We start from the raw sequence: 19697 nt of genomic DNA on the forward strand, positions 1-19697 counted from the left end.
GGTGATAGCGCTCAGTGTTAACCTCAATAAAATTGCCCTGATTCGCAACTCGCGCGAGGGTAACTTTCCGGATGTTGTCGCCCACGGCCGTATCTGCCTCGATGCCGGCGCCCAGGGGCTGACGGTGCATCCGCGTCCCGACCAGCGCCATATCCGCCCCGGCGACGTGCGCGCTCTCGCCGAGTTGTGCAGTGGCCATGCCGGCATCGAGTTCAATGTGGAGGGCAACCCCTTCGCCGAAGCGCTGAACGACTATCCTGGCCTGATGTCACTGGTGCTGGAGACGCAGCCAGAGCAGTGCACCCTGGTGCCGGACAGCAACGACCAGCTGACCTCGGACCACGGCTTCGATCTCAAGCGCGATGGCGCCCGCCTGGAGCCGTTAATCGCCAAGCTCAAGGATGCCGGCATCCGTGTCAGCCTGTTTATGGACCCGGACCTAGAGCAGATCGGCCTCGCCAGCGAGGTAGGTGCAGACCGCATCGAACTCTATACCGGTCCCTATGCCGAAGCTGTAGCCCGGCAGAGCGCCGAATTGGAGTCCATCTTTGCTGCGCACTGCGCGGCGGCAGAGCACGCGCGCCAGCTCGGCCTGGGCGTCAACGCGGGCCACGATCTGAATCTGATCAACCTGCCCCGCTACCGCACCCTGCCGGGCCTGCAGGAAGTGTCCATCGGTCACGCGCTGACCGTCGACGCGCTCAACATGGGCCTGGATAACGCGGTCAACGCCTACCTCAACTGCCTGTCCGGCAACTGATGCCGACCCTCAATATCATCGGCGCCGGCAAGCTCGGAAAAACCCTCGGCCACCTGTGGCAACAGCAGGGTATTTTTCAGGTGCAGTCGCTGTGCAACCGGACTGCGCAGAGCGCCCGCGCCGCCGCGCAGTTTATCGGTGCCGGCGCGGCCTGCGACTCCATCGAGGCCATGGCCGACGCAGACTGCTGGTTGATTGCCAGCGGCGACGGTCAAATTGCAGATATCGCCGCGAAGCTTGCCTCGCGATTCGCAGGTCAGGCGGACACCATTGTTTTCCACTGCAGCGGTGCCCTCGCCTCGGAAACCCTGGCAGCCTGCAAGCCGGCCGCGATCGCCAGCGCCCACCCGGTGCACAGCTTTGCCGATCCGCGAGCATCCCTGCAGACACTGGCCGGCAGTAGTGTCGCGCTGGAGGGGGACCAACCCGCGGTGGAGTTGCTGCGTGGCGCTTTCTCGGCGCTCGGCTGCGAAACCCTGACCATTGCCCCCGAGCACAAATCTCTCTATCACGCCGGCTCGGTATTCGCGTGCAATTACCTCACCGCGCTGATGGACCTGAGCCTGCGTACCTTTGCCGCGGCCGGAATCGACCAGCAGCAGGCACTGCAGCTGCTGAAGCCGATAGTGCTGCAGACGGCGGAAAACAATATGCGGCTGGGCCCGGAAAAGTCCCTCACCGGCCCCATCGCGCGCGGCGATGTCGAGACGGTAAGTGCACAACTGGATGCGCTGCAGAAAACCGATCCGCAACTAGCCCAATGCTATCGCCAACTGGGTCTCGCCTGTGTAGAGTTGGCCCGGCGCGGCGCCCTGCCCGAGGAGGCCGCCGTCCGATTGACCGAACTGTTGAGCGAGCCAACCCGGTGAAAGATTCCCCCCAAGATTCAAAAGAATATCTGCAGAAACGCGCCTTCTTCGATAGTTTGCTGACCATCTATGGGCGCAAGCCGGTGCTGGAGGCGTTGGAGGACCTGTCGCTACCGGTACACAAGCTGCACCTCGCCGACAGCAATCGCCGTGATCAGCTGATCGCGCGCATCGAGCAACTGGCCACCGAGCGCCAGATAGAAATCGCCCACTGGGATCGCAAGGGTCTTTCGCGGATTTCCAAGAACGCGCGCCAGGATCAGGGCGTGGCGCTGGATCTGGCCCTGCCCCATTACGGCACCACGGAATCATTTCTGCAGCGGGAAAGTGCGCGCGACAAGAAAAAGAATTACGAGCTGCTCGCGCTCGACGGCATTACCAATCCACAGAACCTCGGCATGATCATCCGCTCGGCCTGCGCCGGCGGCATGGATGGCATTATCCTGCCACGCAAGGGCTGCGCCCAGATAGATCCCCTGGTCATCAAGGCCAGCACCGGCACCCTGTTCAAGATGCGCTTACTGCGCTGTGAAACACTCGCCCCGGCGTTGGCCGAGTTCAAGAAACAGGGAGTACGCATCTGCGGCCTTTCGTCCCACGCACAGCAGACGCTGTCGAGCCTGGACGGCGACGCACCGAGCATTTTCGTGTTGGGCAACGAAACCCGGGGTGTCAGCGAGGAAGTCGCCCGGCAGTGCACACACAAACTGCGCATTCCGATGCACAATAATGTCGAAAGCCTGAATGTCGCCGTCACCGCTGCACTGATCAGTTTCCGACATCAAAGCTAATTCCGCACCCTCCGCTACCGACGCCAAAATCCTTTGCTCGCGCCGCGGGCTGTCGCTCGTCTAGACTGAATTTGATACCCAGCACGGTAGATTTTCAGCAGTAAACGGATTTATCGCGGGCGCAGTCATGAAGTTTTGGACCCGCATACTGGTATCTGCGGCGCTATGCGCCGTCATCAGTTGCAGTCAGGGGAAAGGCAGCTCGGGCGACAGCCGATCCAGCGAAAGCGAAGCCACACCCACCGGATTCAGTATTACCGGCACGGTGACGGCGGCCGAATTTACGGCTGTCGATGCCGACACCAACGACGGCGGGGCTCCGTCATCCGGCAATAATGACGCCGAATCCGCCCAGCCGCTGGGCAACCCGAGCATTGCGGGGGGCTTTGTCAGCGCCGAGGGCTCGGGCAAAGCGGGCCAGCGCTTCGCCAACGGCGCCGATAGGGAGGACTGGTACCGAGTTTCCGCCTCTGCGGGCCAGAGCATCAATCTGCACGTGCATCAGTTCAAGCAGCAGAGTCCTGCAGCGGTCGACCTCGATCTCTATCTCTACAGCGCGGACGACGCCAGTAATCCCGTCGCCTCCAGTACCGGCGCCAGCGCCTCCGAATCGATCTCCATTCCGTCCACAGGCGATTACCTGCTGCGCGTAGTCGCCCAGGCCGGAATCAGCAATTACACGCTGAAACTGGACGCCGGCAACAATACTGCCGCGAGCCCTTCGGTAAGCCAGGAATTTGTCCCGGGGGAATTGCTGATCAAATGGAAATCGGCACCACCGGCGCATTGGCTGCAGGCGGCAGGGCTGGAGCCAGTCCGCGCAGCAGTTGCCAACAGGGTCTCCGCCTACCGGCTCACGCGCGCAGACCTTGCGCCGATTGTCGCCGATATGGAGTTCCTGCACCTCAGGGCCAGCGGGGCGCTGCGCCATAAACTGCACACCCTGGCAGCGGTAAAGAAGCTGCAATCGGCTGGCCTGGTAGAGTGGGTGGAGCCGAATTACCTATATCGCAGCACATTAATCCCGAACGACCAGCACAATCATTTGCAGTGGCATTACCGCCAGGTTCGGCTACCGCAGGCCTGGGACATCACTACCGGCAGCGCCGATGTCATCGTCGCCGTGCTGGACACGGGTGTTTTCAGCGATCACCCCGACATCCGAGACAAACTCGTTGATGGATACGACTTCATCAGCGACGCGACATACGCCGTCGATGGCGACGGCATCGACAGCAACCCGGAAGATCCCGGCGACAAGACACTGCAGAATCGCAGCTCCTGGCACGGCACCCACGTGAGCGGTACCGTGGGCGCCGCCACCGACAACGGCACCGGTGTCAGTGGCGCCGGCTGGAAGACGCGAATAATGCCTTTGCGCGTCATCGGCACCTCCGGCGGCAACAGCGCGGATGTTGCCCAGGCGGTTCGCTACGCAGCCGGTCTCGCCAACGACTCCGGCACCGTGCCGGCCCGGCGCGCGGATATTATCAACATGAGCTTCGGTGGCGCCGGACGCTCACAAACCCTGCAAACGGCTATCGATGATGCGCGCGCCGCCGGCGTGATAGTGGTTGCAGCGGCTGGCAACGACAACAGCGAAACCCAATTCTACCCCGCGGCAATGAACGGCGTGATCGCCGTGAGCGCGACCGACTACAACCGCAACAAGGCCCCCTATTCCAATTTCGGCAGCTGGGTGGACCTCGCGGCACCGGGCGGCAATATGGGCGTAGACGCCAATGGCGACGGCTACGGCGATGGTGTTATCAGCACCCACGTCAACGAGGGTTCCGGCCTGGCACCCGCCTACAGCGTCCTGCAGGGCACTTCAATGGCGAGCCCCCATGTGGCGGCTGTGTTGGCACTGATGAAAGCCGTCAATAGACAGCTATCCCCGGACGACGTTGATGCACTGCTGAGCCAGGGAAAGCTGACCCGGGATATCGGCGATGCTGGCAGAGACAAGTTTTTCGGCATGGGTCTGATCGATGCCTTCAAGGCCGTCGAGGCGGCTTCGGGCCCGGTAACGGTGCCGGTACTGGCCGCGGAGCCCCACAGCCTGAATTTTGGCAGCACACACGCCACACTCGAGGTGGATATAAAAAATATTGGCGCCGACGGTGCGCGCATTACGGGCGATGCCGCCTCTGCGGCAAAATGGATCAAGGCTGTGGAGGCCGTACAGACCGACACCAACGGCTTTGGCCGCTACCGTATCAGCGTCAGCCGCGCGGAACTGGCCGACGGCGCCTATTCAACCGATATCCGCTTTCCCGTAGAGGGCTCCAGCGACTTTGCGCTGCGCGCAAACATGAAAGTGGGCGGGTCAGATAACGCGGGCGACGCAGGCTACCTCTATATCCTGCTGCTGAAAGAAGGTGCAGACGGGGACGGCGATGGCTCAGCGGAGCTGCAAATCGTCGCCCAACAGGCTAAAGCCGCCAGTGAGGGTAGCTACAGTTTTCATTTTACCAATGTGCCCGCCGGCGAATACCTGATCGCCGCCGGCTCTGATATCGACGGCGACGGTTTTATCTGCGGTCGGGGTGAGGCGTGCGCGATGTTCCCCGGTAGGGATTTCGCCAACCCGATTGCGCTCCGCACGAGCCTCAGCGGCCAGGATTTTGTCGTCGATTACGACGATGATATCGACAGTGGCGGCCAACAGCTCGGCCCCGTGCAGGTGCTGGCGCCGGACCCGATTCGTTTGAGAGCACTCCCCTAGCTACCGGCAACCAGGCAATAACAACCCGCTGGCCGAGCGTAAAGTCAGCGTCTGTCTCTTACTTCCTCCAAATAGACCATTTTCGCGACAGATTTGTTGAAACATCTGCGCCATGAGCTACATATCTCTTTGCGGAACAAAATACCCGCCCAAAAACGGATTTTGAGAATAACTACCCGCTAAGACCAGCTGAGCTAATAACACAGAACAAGGATCTATCTCTCATGCGCCTAATTCCTTTTCTCCTGATGCCGGTGGGGCTCATCACCATGTTGCCGGCCAGTGCGGCCGGGCCGGAAGATGGATATTTAGACTTAACGCCCTATATCAGCCGCGTCGACAAGGACCGCAACACCGAACGCCAGGCCGGCGGCATGCGCGCCGCCTACGGCTGGGGCTGGCAGGGCCCCTGGTATTCCGAAGTGCAGGTGTTCGGCGCCATATTGGAAACGGAAGATTTCTTTGATACGAACGAGTTTACCGATCAGTCCGACTACTACATGTACGGTGTCGGTTTTGATGTCGCGTACAACTTCGGCGATCGAGACGGCTACACGCCCTACGTGCTGGCCGGACTCGGCGCCGTATACGACGACGTACTGCCGGATAAGGACGACTCCACCAATGCCTTTTTCAATGTCGCCGCCGGTATCACCACGCAGGAAATCTCGCGCCGCGGCATCCGCCTGCGCAGTGAAATACGCTACATGCACGACCGTTTTGAAAACGGCATGAACGACTGGCAACTGGCCTTCGGCATCAGTATTCCGCTGCGCTGCCCGCCCGCCCCAGCGCCAACCATCGCCGCCGCACCACCGCCGGTCGAGGAGCGCGCCCCGGTTGAAGTCCAGCCGCTGGACTCCGATGGCGACGGCGTATTCGACCGCGACGACCGCTGTCCCGATACGCTGCCGGGGGCCCAAGTCGACAGCGATGGCTGCGTAATCGCCAATCAGGTCATCAAGCTGGAAAATATCCAATTCGAAACCAACTCGGCGACGCTGACACCCGCAGCACAGGACGCACTGCTCCAGGTCGTCCGCTCGCTGCGCAGCCAGCCGGGCAACGAAATCGAAATTGCCGGCCACACCGACAGCCAGGGCAATGCCAACTACAACCTGAAACTGTCGCAGGACAGGGCCAACTCAGTGCGCGCCTTTATGATCAACAACGGCATCGATGCTGCGCGACTGTCAGCTAACGGCTACGGTGAGCAGCAACCGGTCGCGCCCAATGACACTCCGAGCGGGCGCGCACAGAACCGGCGTGTGGAGATGCGCTTCCGTTAATTAGAGAGACGCTCTCGCTGAAGAAAAGACCCGGCATCCGCCGGGTCTTTTCTTTGATGCCCGCCCCGCACTGCCCCAAGGCAAAAAATCGGGGGCCGATTGGACAAGGTGCAATTCTTGGTCTACCCCCGTCCACAGAATCTGTGGATATCTCTGTGAACAAAGCACAGGCAATCGCCGCCAGCGCCCATGGTACCGCTGTCACCTTTTTGTGAAGAAAATTTAACCAAGGACAGAACCGTTTAAAAATCAATAAGTTACGGCACCTAATAAATTGACATTGACAACAAATACCGCTAACTGCCGCGTGTCTTCGGATGATATTTGGCTGTGGAAAGAGGAGCACGGAAAGGCGGTAAAGTGTGCATGACGGGTGAAGGCGAGATCCCCTCACCCGGTGCCGGTTAGCGGTTACTCCCACTTGATTATCAGCGAGCCGCGAAAGCCAGCGATAACGCGAGTTTTGCAATTAGCTCTCCGGGTCCAGCACTTCGTATAGCCGAAAGGCAACATCCCGCTCCTCCGGTGGTTGTCCGATCACCGGAAATCCTGACTCAATTACCGAAAACAGTCCTGTATAAACCGGCAAGAGCGATAGTTACGTCAACGCGCAGGTGGATTCCGGGTTGGTATTGGAGCCGGGCGGGTTGAGATTGCGGGATTTGAGCATATTGCGCCTGTGAAATTATACCCGTGAGTATATACTCATACGTATAATCTTCTGAGACCATAGGTGGCCAGGAAGCCGGATGTGAGGAATGACCACTTTCAGGTCTCCGGTTTCCCGAGAACAGAAAGGACTTTGACGTGAGCAAACAGTCACAACGCACCGGAAAAACTGACAGCGAAGCCGTAGAGATTGGCCTGCGTGGCGCAGTGGTGCGCGATCCGAGCCAGCGAGAAGCGCAGCGCCAAAGGGCCCTGATCGCCGCCGCCAGGGTGTTCGCGCGCCAGGGTTACGAAGCCGCGACGATGAATGAGATTGCCAAGGAATTCGGGGTCAGCAAGGGAGTCCTCTACTACCAGTTCCGGAGCAAGCAAGAGCTGATCATGGAAACTCGGAGGGCGGCATCCGGCAGGGCTGCTGATCGCTTGGAGGAGATTGTGAACAAGCCTCTGCCCGCCCTGGAGCGAATGAGGCAGGCCCTGAATGACCTGATCGCCATGAACTTTGATGAGCTTGCGCGGCACGTCATTCTGACCTCCCTGCGGTTTGGATTGGATCAGGAGTATGCGGACCAGGTACGCGCGGTTGAACGCCGCTATGAGCAACTTTTGATTTCGCTACTCGAGGAAGGAATGGCTGAAGGTGCCTTCGTGAAAGCCGATCCCAAACTGACTGCATTTACTCTGATAGGCGCAGCCATGGCACCGGCCACGTGGTTTCGCCCCGATGGACAACTTAGCGAAGCTGAGATCGTTGACGGCCTAACAACACAGTTACTCCGCAGTATCACGCCATCGGTGGTTGTTGACTGAGCGGGTAATAGCCGGGAAGTGCCCGGAAGCAAAGACGCGTGACAAGACAGGGGTAAACAGATGGAAAGGATCTTAATTGCCAATCGGGGCGAAATCGCGATTCGCATTATCCGGGCGGCTCGACAGCTAGGTATAGAGACGGTTGCGGTATGCGCGAAGGATGATGTGAATTCACTGCACTTCAGTTATGCCGATCAATCGTGCGAATTGCCACGGCAGGGTGCCGCTGCCTACCTCGATCAGCAGGCACTGATCGATGTTGCCCAAAAGACCGGGTGTACGGCTGTCCACCCGGGTTATGGTTTTTTGAGTGAGAATGCTGACTTTGCCCGGCGTTGCGCCACTGCAGGTATCCGCTTTATCGGACCGGCGCCGGAAATCCTTGACCTGTTTGGCAGCAAGGTAAAGGCATTGCAGCTGGCCGGCGAAATCGGTGTCCCGGTTATGCCCGGCACATCAGAGCCCACCAGTCTTGAAGCTGCACGCGCTTTTGCAGAGGAACATGGTGCCGTCATGCTCAAGGCCCTGGCTGGTGGCGGTGGCCGGGGCATGCGCGTTGTTCTCGACCCGCGCGAACTGGAAGAGGCCTATGAACGTTGCCGTTCCGAGGCACTGCAAGCATTTGGCAATGGCGACCTGTACGTTGAAAAACTGTTGGTGAAAGCTCGCCATATTGAAGTACAGGTTGTCGGGGATGGTTCAGGCAAGGTTTGCCACCTTTGGGAGCGCGATTGTACGGTCCAGCGTCGCCATCAGAAGTTGCTTGAGATCGCTCCCAGCCCGACCTTAGATAGCAACCTGCGAGATCGCATTCTCGACGCCGCTCTCAGCCTGGCGTCGCACGTCAAATACGACAATATCGGCACCTTTGAATTTCTCGTTTCGGACGACAGTTTCTGGTTCATGGAGGCGAATCCGCGCCTGCAGGTCGAGCATACCGTGACCGAAGAAGTTACCGGGGTAGATCTGGTTCAGACACAGATCCGCATTGCATCGGGATTTTCCCTCGAGGACCTTGGATTACAGCAGTCTCCTGCGCTCAACGGCTTTGCCATACAGGCAAGAGTCAACCTTGAGGAGATAGCTGCCGATGGAACCACTATACCGAAGGCCGGTTTACTCCGGGCGTTTGCACCACCCTCTGGCCCGGGAATCCGGGTGGACACCTATGGCTACAGCGGCTATCAAACCAGCCTTCGCTATGACTCCCTGATTGCCAAAGTAATTGCCCGAGGCACTGATTTTTTACAGGCCATCGGTAAGGTGGCAGGTGCCCTCGGCGAGTTCCATATTGAGAATATTCCCACCAACATGCCCCTGCTTCGCGCGGTACTTGGGCATCCCGTGTTTATGAACGGTGACTATAGTACGTCGTTCATCTCTGACTACAGCAATGAGTTGCAGGAGTGCATCGGCAGCCAGACGAGTATCACCCCTCCGGTGACCTTACACAACGACCGGGATTCCAGTGCACCTTCTGAGGTGGCGACTGACCTGCCCGAAGATTACGACCCGGCCAATGCCATCTTCACGCCGATGGAAGGCTTCGTGCTCTCCGTGGAAGTGGAAGTTGGCGATGAGGTATGCCAGGGCGATGCGCTGATGGTGATCGAGGCCATGAAAATGGAGCATCTGGTGCGGGCGGAGCACGATGGTGTTGTCACGGCAATCTGCGCCAATACCGGCGAGGCCATCAAGGATAAAAGCCTGCTGTTGGTGGTTGAACCCAGCGATTCCATCGAACGCTCTGCCAGTCGCAGGCAAACTGCCGCCGACGAGGAACAGGACTGGAGCGCGGAAGTCGAGGAGATCAATCACCGTCTGCAACTGGCCTATGAGATGGGTGGCCCGGACAAGGTTGCCAAGCAAAAGGCGAAAGGCAAGCTGACCGCCCGCGAGCGTATTGTTGCCCTGGCGGATGAGGGCAGCTTCACCGAGATCGGTGCCCTGACCGGTTTCAGTGAGTATGACGAAAACGGCAATCTGATTTCCCTGCAGCCAGCCAACTTCATCGCAGGGCTGGCCAGTATCGCCGGGCAACGGGTCACCCTCGGTGTAGACGATTTCACCCTGAGAGCCGGTTCCGGTGATTCGGCTATCCATGAAAAGCAAATTTTCCTTGAGAACTATGCGCGTGAAATGCGCCTGCCGGTAGTGCGCCTGTTGGACGGTGCGTCTGGCGGCGGCAGCGTAAAGCTGGCGATGGAAAAAGGCTTTCACTATTTGCCCGTTAACCCGGGCTGGGATGCAGTGGTCGAAAACCTGTCCCTGGTCCCGGTGATATCTGCCTGCCTCGGCCCGACGGTTGGTCTCGGGGCGGCAAGATTGGTCATGTCCCACTTCGCCATCATGGTGCGCGGGACCAGCCAGGTATTCAGCGCGGGCCCCCCTATCGTCAAGGGCAGTACCGGAGAAGCTGTCAGCGCCGCCGAACTGGGTGGTGCCGATGTCCATGCGGACAACGGCATCGTGGAACGCATCGTTGATTCCGAGGCAGAAGCCTTCGAGGCCATTCGCACCTTGCTGTCCTATCTGCCGAGAAATGTCGATGAACTGCCAGCTCGCATTGAGTGTACCGACCCGGTTAATCGTCGCGATGACAGGCTGTTGAAAGCTATCCCGCACAATGAGAGAAAACCGTACGATGTGCAGGTGATCCTGCAGTCCATTTTCGATCAGGGTTCCCTGTTTACCTATGCCGAATATGGTGGTTCCACCATTACCGCGCTGGCACGTCTCGATGGCTACCCCGTGGGTGTACTGGCGAGCAACCCTTTCAAAGGCGCGACCATGTCCGTTGAAGGTGCCCAGGCTCTCACGCGCTTTATCGACCTGTGCGAAACCTTCCACTTGCCTATCGTCAGCCTGACTGACCAGGGCGGGGTTTCTATCGGTTCTGCGGCAGAAAAGCTCGGCACCATTCGCCACGGTGTGCGCGCCATCTCGGCCGTCTACCAGGCCAGGGTTCCCCAGGCCGAGGTAATTTTGCGCAGGGTATTTGGCGTTGGTGGAGCGGGCATGGTGAACCGTCATCGTGCCGCACCCTGCTGGTCGTGGCCATCCGGCACCTGGGGCTCACTGCCCTCCAAGGGCGGTATCGAGGCAGCATTCAACGCCCACCTGAACACCGTAGAAGATCGTGAAGCCGAACTGGAGCGTCTCAATAAAGAGATGGAGAACATTGCGTCTCCCTTTAGAACGGCTGAACACTTCGGCGTTCAGAATATGATCGATCCCCGTGATAGCCGGCCGCTCCTCTGCGAGTGGGTAAAGGATGCCTATTACCGGTTGCCGCAGATGCTGGGCAAGCCTGCATTCGGTACCCGCCCGTGATTGGGCAGGTCATGAAAATTCTGACAAAAAGCCAGGAGCACTAAAAATGAATGAACATCAATTGACTCAGCTGCTTCGCGCTGATGAGGAAATAGTCACCAAAAAACTGGATTTCTGGGCCAAGGAAGCGGGTGACAGAACCTTCTTTTATTACGGTGAAGACGATGTCACTTTGACCTACGCGGAGTTTGCCAGGCGCACTGATGACATTGCCGGCAACCTGGCGGCGATGGGCATTGAGAAGGGTGACCACGTGAGCGTGTTTTCGACAAACTCACTGTTATGCACCCTGATGATGTTTGGTATCTGGAAGGCCGGTGCAGTGTACTGCCCGATCAATTTCTCGTTTTCCGGGCGCCTGCTGGCATATCAGGTGAATGACACCGCGCCAAAGCTGCTTGTGACCGCGCCGGACCTGCTTCCAAGAGTGAATGAGATCGCTGAGGAACTCGAAAGCTCACCAGCGGTGGCGGTTTATCAAGCACCCGAGGGCAGCCATGATTACGTTGCCGAGTTACCGGCTGTTCTCCCGTCTCTCAAGGCCGTTCCCTGGTCAGAACTTACCAAGGCAGCGAGCCGGCCAGACATTACCGTAAGCTTCGACGATCCGGCTAATCTGGTCTACACCTCCGGCACGACCGGCCCCTCCAAAGGGGTGGTTCAGCCCTACCGCTGGATGGCGGGGTACACCTATGGAATGCGGGTACTCATGACACCGGATGATGTCATCTACAATGACCTCCCGCTCTACCATGTTGGTGGCGCCATCGCGAATGTCTGTCGCGCAGCCTGGGCCGGCTGTGAGGTAGCCGTATGGAACCGCTTCAGTCCTAATGATTTCTGGAATCGCATTCATGCGAGAAAGGTGACATCGGCGATTCTTCTCGATGTCATGCTTCCCTGGTTGACGAAAGCCGAGCCGCGCGATGATGACCGCCAGAACACCCTGAACAAGGTCCACATGCAGCCGCTGCCGCTGAACCATGCGGAATTTGCCCAGCGTTTCGGTATCGACTTCGTACACGCAGGTTTTGGCCAGACCGAGACCGGCATGGGTGCGTTTGTCATACTGAAAGAGCTGGAAGAAGGTCAGGGTACACCTCCTGATCAATACCAGGGTTTGAGCCACAGCGAGCTGGAAAAAGTCGCTGAAGAATCCGGCCTGCTCCTCATGGCCGGTGGCAAGGCAATTAAAAAAGGCTTGATGGGATACCCTTCCCCATTCCTTGAGGTCTCTGTTCGCAATCAGGACGATGAAGAATGTCGGGCTGGTGAGCCGGGACAGTTGGCCTATCGCCCCAGACTACCCGGACTGCTTCTCCATTCATATTTGGGTAAGCCGGAAAAAACGATAGAGGCTTTCAAAAACCTGTGGTTCCACACCGGAGATGCCGCTGTCCTGGATAAGGATGGACTGCTCTATTTCGTTGATCGTCTGGGTGACCGGATTCGTGTTCGCGGTGAAAATCTCTCCTCCTTCCAGGTAGAGGATATGCTGCTGCAACTCTCAGGCGTGAAGATTTGCGCTGTAGTCGGCATCCCCAGTGACGAAGGTGATGAGGACGACATCGCGGCCTTTATCGTGCCGTCAGAGAATGAAAACTTGACGGAAGATGCTATTCATTCGTACTCGAACGACAACCTGCCCAAGTTTATGCGGCCACGATATATCCGGATCGTCGATGAGGTGCCTCAAACACCAACCAACAAGATCGAGAAGTACAAACTACGTAACATGATCATGCACGAGCTCGGCCGAGCGTAGTTAATAGTACTGTTGGAATGACAAAACTGGCCGCGGGAATACCTGAGAGAAATCCAGGGATTCCCGGGGTTTTTCTTTCCAATTTACCGCGTCTACTGCACTCGACACTTCTCTGAGTCGCAGCCAGCACGACAGGATTGCTTTCGCTGAGCCAGGGCGTCTCGGACGATAAAAAAGTCCGCAATTTGCAGGAGTACACTGAGCGTCCCCTTTTCACTGGATGCAGGGCGAGTCGGAGCCCGCCAGGTACTCGGCCGCAGTGCCCAGCAGCTGGGCTGCTATCCCGGCGCCGGCCAGCCTTTTCCGGTCAGCGCCCTGCCCGACGGCCTTAGCATCCAGGTAGAGCCTGCCGCGCCACTGCATGAGCCCTTTGTCGGCTCCGTGCCGGAACTACTGCTGGTTCGGCCGCCCAGGCGGGCCTCGCCTATACCGGCAAGCAATGGCGCGAGGCGCCCGGCGCTGCCTCTTGAACAGTCCCTGCCGTCCGATACACTGGCGGGAGGTACTGACCGTGGGGGCCGGCCAGCACCGCCGGCAGGGCCAGTATCGCAGTCCTAACCCGGCCCAAGAGCTGCTATAGTCCATTTTCGCGCACCGGGCTACGCATATAACTAATAATGGAGAGCACGCCAGTTGAAAACTAAGGTCAAAGCCACCTTGCGGACCGTTGTCAGCGTGCTACAAGTGCACCTGAAGCGGTTGTGGCCCGGCCATATCCCCATTGCGTTCAAACTGGCGCTGGTCATGACCCTGTTACTGGTGCTGGGGATGGCGAGCCTGGGACTGTTTATCAGTAGCAACCAGAATCAACTGATGCGGGCGCAACTGCATGATTTCGGCCACACCATGGCCCTGCAGCTGGCGAAACTGGCCAGTGAGCCGATTTTGTCGGAGGACAGCCTGCATCTGCGCATGCTGACCGCCAACCTGGGCGAGGATGAGAAAGTCCTCGGCGCCGCTATCTACGCCCATAACGGCGAATTGCTGTCGGCGGCCGGCATCCAGCCGGATCCAGCCGATACCGATTTCGATTCAGCGGGAGTCATAGCCCGGCCGTGGTTCCGGCGCACGGCGGACAGGCCGCAGGAACGGTTGATCAGTTTTATCGCGCCGGCCACCTATCAGGACATCCGGGTCGGCTCGGTGGTGGTCACTCTGTCCGCGTCGCTGATGGACCAGGCCGCGGCCAGGGCCCGCGATGCGATTGTCTACGCCACGCTGGCCATGACCCTATTGGCGTCCTTGCTGGCCTTGTGGCTGAGCCGGCGCCTGTCACTGCCGATCCACCACCTGATGGAGGCGACCCGGGCCATCGACCGCGGCGACCTGGCGATCCGGATCAACGACCGCCGCAACGACGAGATCGGCTTTTTGTTCGAAGGTTTCAACAATATGGCCGCCGGGCTGTTGAAGAAATCACAGGTCGAGCAGGTCTTTTCCCGCTATGTGTCGAAAAACGTCGCCGACAAGGTGCTGGCCAACCTGGACGAGGTCCGCCTCAGCAGCCGGCCAGTCGAGGCGACCGTACTGTTCGCCGATATCGTCGGATTTACCGCGATGTCGGAAAAGCTGCAGCCGAGCCAGGTCTCCGAACTGTTGAACGAGTATTTCTCCTACATCTCGGGCGCCTGCTCCTTGTATGGCGGGGTAGTCGACAAGTTTATCGGCGACTGCGCGATGCTGGTCTTCGGCGTGCTGGAGGACGATACCGACCACGCATTCAACGCGGTCAGCTGTGCGGTGCTGATCCAGCGGCTGGCGGCGCAATTGAACGAGCAGCGCCGCGCTGCCGGCCTGCCCCAGGTGCACTTCCGCATCGGCATCAACTGCGGCGCGATGCTGGCGGGCAACCTGGGCTCCGACGACCGGATGGAGTTCACCGTGGTCGGGGATGCCGTCAACCTCGCCTCCAGGTTATGCAGCCTGGCCCAGCCAGATCAGATCATCATGCGAGAAGAACTGTTTAACCTCCTGCAGCCCCGCGTCATCGCGCAGGCCGAGCAGACCCTGTCGATCCGCGGCAAATCGGCGCCGGTGAAGATCTATTCGGTGCAGAACATCCATCGCAAATTTCAGCCGCTGCTGCAGACCAACCTGCAGGAAGTGCTTAGCTGTCGGGCCAATCAACAGTGCCGGCGGGCTGTCGGCCATGTCTAGTGCTGTGTCTCACGCCAGTCGCTCTGTCCTGCTATGGCTGTTGCTACTGCCACTGTTGCCGGCCTGCAGCCTTATACCGGCGCAACAGCAGGCGCTGGAAGGTTTTCCGCCCGGGGCGCTAGAGCAGGCGCGCCGGCAGTCGGCCGAACTCGACCGGCTGCGGGAACTGGATATTGCGACGCCGATGGAGCAACAACAAATCAAAAAACTGCACAGCAGCCTGCAGCAGTTCGAGCGTGACGTAATCCGCGCCGCAAGCCAGCTGGAGCAACAGGACGACTGGCACGGCGCCGAGCAGATACTCCTTCGTGCCACCGGCGCGCTGCCGGACAGCCGGATACTGGGTTCGGCGCAGCAGCAATTGGAAGAGCGGCGCCAGTTGCGCGAAGAGCTGGTGCGTATGGAACTGGCGATTCACCGCGGCGAGCAGTTGCTGAAAGACGCCAAAGCTTACCAGCGCCTACAGCAGCTCAAAGGCCCCGGCCTGCTGACCAGCCTGGAACTGAACCTGTATCAGCACAAATGCCGTAAATCGGCAGAAGAGCTGCAGTATTATGCGCAGCGGGCATTGGAACGGCAGGACTATTCGCTGGCCCGCCGCGGTTTGCAGATTGCACAGCGTTTGTACGGCGACGACTATCAGGCTGACGACATCGAACGCGACCTGGCCCAGGCCAACCGCCAGCTTCGCCAGGCGAAACGACAACCGGCCAAGGCCTCCTTTGACAATAGGGCTGTGGTGGAATTGCAACAGGCGCTGGACACCGGTGATCTGCTCAGCGCCCGACAACGGCTGAACCGGCTACTGCAGCGGTCGCCGCGGCACCCACAACTGTTGTCCCTGCAAGCGCAGTTCCGGACGCAATTAAACGCACGGGTCGAAACCGCGATCAGGCGGGGCAATGAGTTATACAGCCGGAGCGATATCGACGGGGCCCTGGATGTCTGGCGCGAAGCCAGAACCCTGGACCCGGATAACGCCGAATTGCAGGCCAGCATCGCGCGGGCGGAAAAATTGCTGCAAAACCTGCGGGCCCTGTCGACATCGTCGAATAGCGAAATCTAAACGCCGATCACGTCCTACCGCTCACAGGCTGTAGCCGCGTCAGAATCCGGGCGAAGCCTTGCGCCCTCGCCTGCCCCCCGCTTCGCTCCGCTCACCGCCCGACGGGTGTTACTCCCACTCGATGGTGGCCGGCGGCTTGCTGGACACGTCGTAGGTCACGCGGGAGATATGCTCAATCTCGTTGATGATACGGTTGGAGACCTTCTCGATCAGCTCATACGGCAGGTGCGCCCAGCGGGCCGTCATGAAGTCCACGGTTTCCACTGCGCGCAGTGCCACTACATACTCGTAGCGGCGGCCGTCGCCGACCACGCCGACGGATTTGACCGGCAGGAACACCGCGAAGGCCTGGCTGGTCTTGTGGTACCAGTCGGCTTTGTGCAGTTCCTCGATAAAGATCGCATCCGCCTCGCGCAGGATATCTGCGTATTCCTTTTTCACCTCGCCGAGAATGCGCACGCCCAGGCCCGGGCCGGGGAAGGGGTGGCGATAGACCATATCGTAGGGCAGGCCCAGCTCCAGGCCGATCTTGCGCACTTCGTCCTTGAACAGCTCGCGCAGCGGCTCCACCAGTTCGAACTGCATGTCTTCCGGCAGCCCGCCCACGTTGTGGTGGGACTTGATCACGTGCGCCTTGCCGGTCTTGGCCGCGGCGGACTCGATCACATCCGGATAGATGGTGCCCTGGGCCAGGAACTTGACGTCCTTGAGCTTGGCGGCTTCCTGATCAAAGATCTCGATAAAGGTGTTGCCGATGATCTTGCGCTTGGCTTCCGGCTCGTCTTCGGCCGCCAGGCGGGACAGGAACAGCTCCTCGGCATCGGCACGGATTACCTTGACGCCCATGTTTTCGGCGAACATCTGCATGACCTGATCGCCTTCGTTCTTGCGCAACAGGCCGTTATCCACGAACACGCAGGTCAGCTGATCGCCGATCGCCTTGTGCAACAGCGCCGCCACGACCGAGCTGTCGACACCGCCGGACAGGCCCAGCAGCACTTTGCCGTCACCCACCTGATCGCGCACCTTGGCAATGGAATCCTCGATGATATTCGCCGGCGTCCACAGCTTCTCGCAGCCGCACAGTTCGATCACGAAGTGCTCGTAGATGCGCATGCCCTGCAGCGTGTGGGTTACCTCGGGGTGAAACTGCACGCCGTAGAAGTTTTTCTCCGCACTGTACATACCGGCGATCGGACAGGAATCGGTGGAAGCCATCAGCTCGAAGCCTTCCGGCATCTTCACGACCTTGTCGCCGTGGCTCATCCACACGTCCAGCAACGCGTTGCCGTCATCGTCCAGGTGATCCCTGATGTCGTGCAGCAGCTTGGACTCGCCCTCAACTTTTACCTGTGCGTAGCCGAATTCACGGATATTGCTGCCCTGTACAGCGCCGCCCAGCTGGTGCGCCATGGTCTGCATGCCGTAGCAGATACCCAACACCGGCACCCCCAGTTCGAACACCACTTGAGGCGCACGCGGAGAGCCCTCTTCCGGAACAGACTCGGGGCCACCGGCGAGAATAATGCCCTGCGGGTTGTACTCGCGGATCTCTTCGTCGCTCATGTCGAAGGCGCGGATCTCGGAGAAAACGCCCAGCTCGCGCACGCGGCGGGCAATCAACTGGGTGTACTGGGAGCCGAAGTCGAGAATCAGGATACGGCTGGCGTGGATATCTTGGGACATGGTGCACTCGATAACAGGATGAAAAACAGCAAACGGACCCCGAAGGTCCGTTTGCGGCTTACTACTTAATTATCGTCATTCCGGCACTGGCCAGAGGGACATAAAACTGGATCCCGGCGTCCGCCGGGATGACACGCTAAATTTTAACGGCCGCCGACCGGGTAGTTCGGCGCCTCTTTGGTGATCTGCACGTCGTGTACATGGGACTCGCCCATACCCGCAGAGGTCACACGCACGAACTCGGGCCGGGTGCGCATGGTTTCCATGTCCACACTGCCGGTATAGCCCATGGCGGAGCGCAGGCCGCCCATCATCTGGTGCACGATGACCGACAGCGGCCCTTTGTAAGGTACGCGGCCCTCGATTCCTTCCGGCACCAGTTTTTCGGCGCCCTTGCTGGCGTCCTGGAAATAGCGGTCGGAAGAGCCCTGCGTGCGCGACATGGCGCCGAGGGAACCCATGCCGCGATAGGACTTGTAGGTACGCCCCTGATAGAGCTCGACTTCACCCGGCGCCTCTTCGGTACCGGCAAACATGGAGCCCATCATTACCGAGTGGGCACCGGCCACTATCGCCTTGGCAATGTCGCCGGAATAGCGAATGCCGCCGTCGGCAATCAGGGGCACATCGCTACCTTCCAGTGCCTTGGCCACCTCGGCAATCGCGGTGACCTGCGGCACGCCGACACCAGACACGATACGGGTCGTACAGATGGAACCGGGACCGATACCGACCTTGACCGCATCCGCGCCCGCCTCAAGCAGGGCCCGGGCCGCTTCGCCGGTGGCGATGTTGCCGCCGATGACGTCGACCTGCGGGTGCATTTCCTTGATCCGACGCACGCGGTCGATCACGTTGCGCGAGTGGCCGTGGGCGGTATCTACCACCAGCACGTCCACACCCGCTTCCACCAGCGCCGCCACGCGGTCATCGGTGTCCGGGCTGGTGCCAACGGAGGCGCCGACACGCAGGCGGCCGTCACTGTCTTTACAGGAGTTGGGATACTGCTCGGCCTTATTGAAGTCCTTCACGGTGATCAGGCCGCGCAGCTCGAAGTCGTTGTTGACCACCAGCACCTTCTCGATGCGGTGCTTGTGCAGCAGTTCGCGTACGTGTTCCGGCGCGGCGCCTTCCGTTGCCGTCACCAGGCGCTCCTGCGGGGTCATGATGCTGGCAACAGTCGCATCCAGATTGGTCTGGAAACGCACGTCACGGCTGGTCACGATACCGACCAGGTTGCCCTTGTCCATCACCGGCACGCCGGAGATGTTGTGATGGGTAGTCAGAGCAATCAGCTCGCGCACGGTGGCATCGGACTCGATGGTGATCGGGTCCTTGACCACACCGGCCTCGAACTTCTTCACCGCGCGCACCGCCAGCGCCTGGTCCTCAATGCTCATGCTTTTATGAATGATGCCGACACCACCTTCCTGCGCCAGGGCAATAGCCAGACGCGACTCGGTAACCGTGTCCATGGCGGCGGACACAATTGGGATGTTCAGCGTGATGTTACGGGATAGTTTGGTCTTCAGACTCACGTCTTTGGCGGTCACCTCGGAATAGCCGGGCACCAGCAGGACGTCGTCAAAAGTGAGAGCTTCGCGCGCAATGCGCAGACCGGAATCAGACATGGACACTCAAACCTCGAAAGAGCGGGATTGGGTATCGGCGCGATTATAGCCGCAACTGGGCCGACAGCAAAAGGGTATTTGCAAGAAATGCGTCTTTCTTCGGCAAATCGCTTTACGTCCCACGGCGATGCTGCAATATTGGC

At 59.5% G+C, this 19697-nt stretch carries 12 protein-coding genes; 10 read left to right on the top strand and 2 right to left on the bottom strand.

What is annotated here, in order from left to right:
• The first annotated feature begins 1 nt into the window (after position 1).
• The 10 genes from BLW36_RS05095 (at position 2) to BLW36_RS05140 (ending at position 16237) form a co-directional block, all read left to right on the top strand.
• Positions 2–760 (top strand): pyridoxine 5'-phosphate synthase, encoded by a 759-nt coding sequence (locus BLW36_RS05095; RefSeq protein WP_091385783.1) that lies wholly within the window; start codon positions 2–4, stop codon positions 758–760.
• Complete coding sequence (locus tag BLW36_RS05100; RefSeq protein WP_091385785.1) at positions 760–1629, top strand: Rossmann-like and DUF2520 domain-containing protein; 870 nt, start codon at positions 760–762, stop codon at positions 1627–1629. Before BLW36_RS05095 ends, BLW36_RS05100 begins: the two co-directional genes overlap by 1 nt.
• Positions 1626–2420, top strand: coding sequence for a TrmH family RNA methyltransferase (locus BLW36_RS05105; RefSeq protein WP_244506136.1), 795 nt, complete (start codon positions 1626–1628; stop codon positions 2418–2420). Before BLW36_RS05100 ends, BLW36_RS05105 begins: the two co-directional genes overlap by 4 nt.
• A 127-nt stretch (positions 2421–2547) precedes the next feature.
• The gene (locus BLW36_RS05110) at positions 2548–5148 is read left to right on the top strand and encodes a S8 family serine peptidase (RefSeq protein WP_091385789.1); all 2601 of its coding nucleotides are present in this window, start codon (positions 2548–2550) and stop codon (positions 5146–5148) included.
• A 224-nt stretch (positions 5149–5372) separates the two neighbouring features.
• Positions 5373–6437 carry an OmpA family protein gene (locus BLW36_RS05115; RefSeq protein WP_091385791.1) on the top strand — a complete coding sequence of 355 codons (1065 nt, stop codon included), beginning with the start codon at positions 5373–5375 and terminating at the stop codon, positions 6435–6437.
• 807 nt (positions 6438–7244) lie between these two features.
• Positions 7245–7916, top strand: coding sequence for a TetR/AcrR family transcriptional regulator (locus tag BLW36_RS05120; RefSeq protein WP_091385794.1), 672 nt, complete (start codon positions 7245–7247; stop codon positions 7914–7916).
• Between the two features lie 60 nt (positions 7917–7976).
• Entirely contained in the window at positions 7977–11249 is a 3273-nt protein-coding gene (locus BLW36_RS05125) for a carboxyl transferase domain-containing protein (protein WP_091385796.1), read from the top strand.
• A 46-nt stretch (positions 11250–11295) separates the two neighbouring features.
• Complete coding sequence (locus tag BLW36_RS05130; protein ID WP_091385798.1) at positions 11296–13014, top strand: class I adenylate-forming enzyme family protein; 1719 nt, start codon at positions 11296–11298, stop codon at positions 13012–13014.
• A 633-nt stretch (positions 13015–13647) separates the two neighbouring features.
• Positions 13648–15171 (top strand): adenylate/guanylate cyclase domain-containing protein, encoded by a 1524-nt coding sequence (locus BLW36_RS05135; protein WP_091385800.1) that lies wholly within the window; start codon positions 13648–13650, stop codon positions 15169–15171.
• Positions 15164–16237 (top strand): tetratricopeptide repeat protein, encoded by a 1074-nt coding sequence (locus tag BLW36_RS05140; RefSeq protein ID WP_139304819.1) that lies wholly within the window; start codon positions 15164–15166, stop codon positions 16235–16237. Before BLW36_RS05135 ends, BLW36_RS05140 begins: the two co-directional genes overlap by 8 nt.
• Positions 16238–16345: 108 nt before the next feature.
• On the opposite strand, the gene guaA is transcribed toward BLW36_RS05140, so the two are convergent.
• Positions 16346–17923 carry a glutamine-hydrolyzing GMP synthase gene (gene guaA / locus BLW36_RS05145; RefSeq protein WP_091385803.1) on the bottom strand — a complete coding sequence of 526 codons (1578 nt, stop codon included), beginning with the start codon at positions 17921–17923 and terminating at the stop codon, positions 16346–16348.
• Between the two features lie 143 nt (positions 17924–18066).
• Positions 18067–19554, bottom strand: a complete 1488-nt coding sequence (gene guaB / locus BLW36_RS05150; protein WP_091385804.1) for an IMP dehydrogenase — start codon at positions 19552–19554, stop codon at positions 18067–18069.
• Between the last annotated feature and the right edge of the window lie 143 nt (positions 19555–19697).

This window comes from Microbulbifer marinus, assembly GCF_900107725.1.
In the GTDB taxonomy this organism is placed as follows: domain Bacteria; phylum Pseudomonadota; class Gammaproteobacteria; order Pseudomonadales; family Cellvibrionaceae; genus Microbulbifer; species Microbulbifer marinus.

Excerpts from the sequence above, each read along its gene's own strand:
- BLW36_RS05100 (WP_091385785.1), top strand. The coding sequence starts at position 760 with ATGCCGACCCTCAATATCATCGGCGCCGGCAAGCTCGGAAAAACCCTC.
- BLW36_RS05110 (WP_091385789.1), top strand. The coding sequence starts at position 2,548 with ATGAAGTTTTGGACCCGCATACTGGTATCTGCGGCGCTATGCGCCGTC.
- BLW36_RS05115 (WP_091385791.1), top strand. The coding sequence starts at position 5,373 with ATGCGCCTAATTCCTTTTCTCCTGATGCCGGTGGGGCTCATCACCATG.
- BLW36_RS05125 (WP_091385796.1), top strand. The coding sequence starts at position 7,977 with ATGGAAAGGATCTTAATTGCCAATCGGGGCGAAATCGCGATTCGCATT.
- BLW36_RS05130 (WP_091385798.1), top strand. The coding sequence starts at position 11,296 with ATGAATGAACATCAATTGACTCAGCTGCTTCGCGCTGATGAGGAAATA.
- BLW36_RS05140 (WP_139304819.1), top strand. The coding sequence starts at position 15,164 with ATGTCTAGTGCTGTGTCTCACGCCAGTCGCTCTGTCCTGCTATGGCTG.
- guaA (WP_091385803.1), bottom strand. The coding sequence starts at position 17,923 with ATGTCCCAAGATATCCACGCCAGCCGTATCCTGATTCTCGACTTCGGC.
- guaB (WP_091385804.1), bottom strand. The coding sequence starts at position 19,554 with ATGTCTGATTCCGGTCTGCGCATTGCGCGCGAAGCTCTCACTTTTGAC.